The 2,087-nt window shown below is 64.4% G+C and carries 3 protein-coding genes; 1 reads left to right on the top strand and 2 read right to left on the bottom strand.

Annotated elements, in window-relative coordinates; translation table 11 throughout:
• Together RMO40_RS03970 and RMO40_RS03965 are read right to left on the bottom strand one after the other, a co-directional pair.
• Window positions 1-769: SPFH domain-containing protein (locus tag RMO40_RS03970; protein WP_309716620.1), on the bottom strand; the 769-nt coding region annotated here is incomplete at its 3' end.
• Window positions 770-780: 11 nt separating this feature from the next.
• Window positions 781-1,224: an NfeD family protein gene (locus tag RMO40_RS03965; RefSeq protein WP_309716617.1), complete on the bottom strand. Its 444-nt coding sequence runs from the start codon at window positions 1,222-1,224 to the stop codon at window positions 781-783.
• 94 nt (window positions 1,225-1,318) lie between these two features.
• Here RMO40_RS03965 and RMO40_RS03960 point away from each other — a divergent pair.
• Window positions 1,319-2,087, top strand: a 769-nt coding sequence (locus tag RMO40_RS03960) for an Orn/Lys/Arg decarboxylase N-terminal domain-containing protein (RefSeq protein WP_309716614.1), incomplete at its 3' end; no start/stop codon positions are given.

Raw genomic sequence — 2,087 nt, 5'->3', positions numbered from 1 at the left:
GCTGCACCGCCTGCTCGCCCCCGGGTGAGCGGATCGCTTCAGCCACTTTGCGGATGGCCTCGGCGGTGGCGTCGGCCACGGCCACGATGGCGGCGGCTTCGCCCTGGGCGTTGTTGATCTCGGCCTGGCGCTCGCCTTCGGACCGCGCAATCGAGGCTTCGCGCTCGCCGGTGGCGATGTTGATCTGTTCCTGCTTGCGGCCTTCGGACGCGGCGATCAGCGCGCGCTTCTCGCGCTCGGCGGTGATCTGCGCCTGCATCGAACGCAGGATCTCCTGCGGGGGCGTCAGGTCCTTGATTTCGTAGCGCAGCACTTTCACGCCCCAGTTGGCAGCCGCTTCGTCCAGCGCGCTCACCACCGAGGCATTGATCGCATCCCGTTCCTCGAATGTCTTGTCGAGCTCCATCTTGCCGATCACCGAGCGCAGCAGCGTCTGCGCCAACTGGGTGATGGCGAAGATGTAGTTGGAAGAGCCGTAGCTCGCGCGCATCGGGTCGGTGATCTGGAAGTAGATGATGCCGTCGACCTGCAGCTGCGTGTTGTCGCGCGTGATGCAGACCTGGCTCGGCACGTCGAGCGGCACTTCTTTCAGCGAGTGTTTGTAGGCCACACGCTCGATGAAGGGCACCACGAACTTGAGGCCCGGCGTGAGCGTGCGGTCGTACTTGCCGAGCCGCTCGACCACCCAGGCGTTTTGCTGGGGCACGATCTTGAAGGTCTGGAAGATGAAGATGGCGGCAATGACCGCCAGAACGAGTGCGATTTCCATGGAGCGAACCTTCAGTGAAGTGAAGAAAGAGGAGCGAGAACAAGCCAGTTGCCTTCGACGGCCTTGACCACGTGTTCGCCGGCCTGCAGAGTGGCGCCGGGTTGCAGCCGCGCCGTCCAGGTGGAGCCGCGGTAGGACACGCGGGCGGTGCGGTCGGTGGCCCAGGCCTCGACGTTCACACGCTCGCCGATGTCGAGGTTGACGTCGCGGTTTTCTGCCGACGGTGCCGAGCGCGGATTCTTCATGCGCTTCAAGTGCCAAAGAGCCGTGGCGCCACCACCCGCAAGAGCGGCGACGACGATCTGCAGGGTGATGGACAGACCCAGGTGGGCCGCCACGGCAGCACACGCCATACCCAACGCCAACATCAGCAGATAGAAGGTGCCGGTGGCCAGCTCCGCTGCCACGGCCACCCCCGCCAGCACCCACCAGAACGTTGCCTGCGAGAAGTCCATTCCGTGTCCTTGTTTGGCGTGAGCGGGCAGTGTATGCCGGTCATCGAACGGCTCTACACTTCGCGCTCTTTCGTTTTGCCGCCCCGGGGTTGCCATGCTGCGCTTTACTTTTCCCATCGTGATCATCGACGAGGACTACCGTTCCGAGAACACCTCGGGCCTGGGCATCCGCGCCCTGGCCGAGGCCATCGAGAAAGAGGGTTTCGAGGTACTGGGCGCCACCAGCTACGGCGACCTGTCGCAGTTTGCGCAGCAACAAAGCCGCGCCAGTGCGTTCATCCTGTCGATCGACGACAACGAGTTCACCGAAGGCCCCGACCTCGACCCCGCCGTGCTCAACCTGCGCAAGTTCATCCAGGAGATCCGTTTCAAGAATGCCGAGATCCCGATCTACCTCTACGGCGAGACGCGCACCTCGCAGCACCTGCCGAACGACGTGCTGCGCGAGCTGCACGGCTTCATCCACATGTTCGAAGACACGCCCGAGTTCGTGGCGCGCCACATCATTCGCGAGGCCAAGAGCTACCTCGACGGCCTCGCGCCGCCGTTCTTCCGTGCGCTGGTCGACTACGCACAAGACGGTTCGTACTCTTGGCACTGCCCGGGGCACTCGGGCGGGGTGGCTTTCCTGAAGAGCCCGGTGGGGCGCATGTTCCACCAGTTCTTCGGCGAAAACATGCTGCGTGCCGACGTGTGCAACAGCGTCGACGAACTCGGCCAGCTGCTCGACCACACCGGGCCGATCGCGGCCAGCGAGCGCAACGCGGCGCGCATCTTCAACGCCGACCACTGCTTCTTCGTGACCAACGGCACCAGCACCAGCAACAAGATGGTGTGGCACCACGCGGTGGCGCCGGGCGACG

This window comes from Rhizobacter sp., from assembly GCF_031412075.1.
Classification (GTDB): Bacteria; Pseudomonadota; Gammaproteobacteria; order Burkholderiales; family Burkholderiaceae_C; genus Rhizobacter.
The sequence above is the reverse complement of the archived record's forward strand: the minus strand, read 5'-3'. Positions and strand labels throughout refer to the sequence as shown.

Bases quoted from the DNA above. Each gene is read 5' to 3' on its own strand.
- RMO40_RS03965 (WP_309716617.1), bottom strand. From the start codon at position 1,224: ATGGACTTCTCGCAGGCAACGTTCTGGTGGGTGCTGGCGGGGGTGGCC.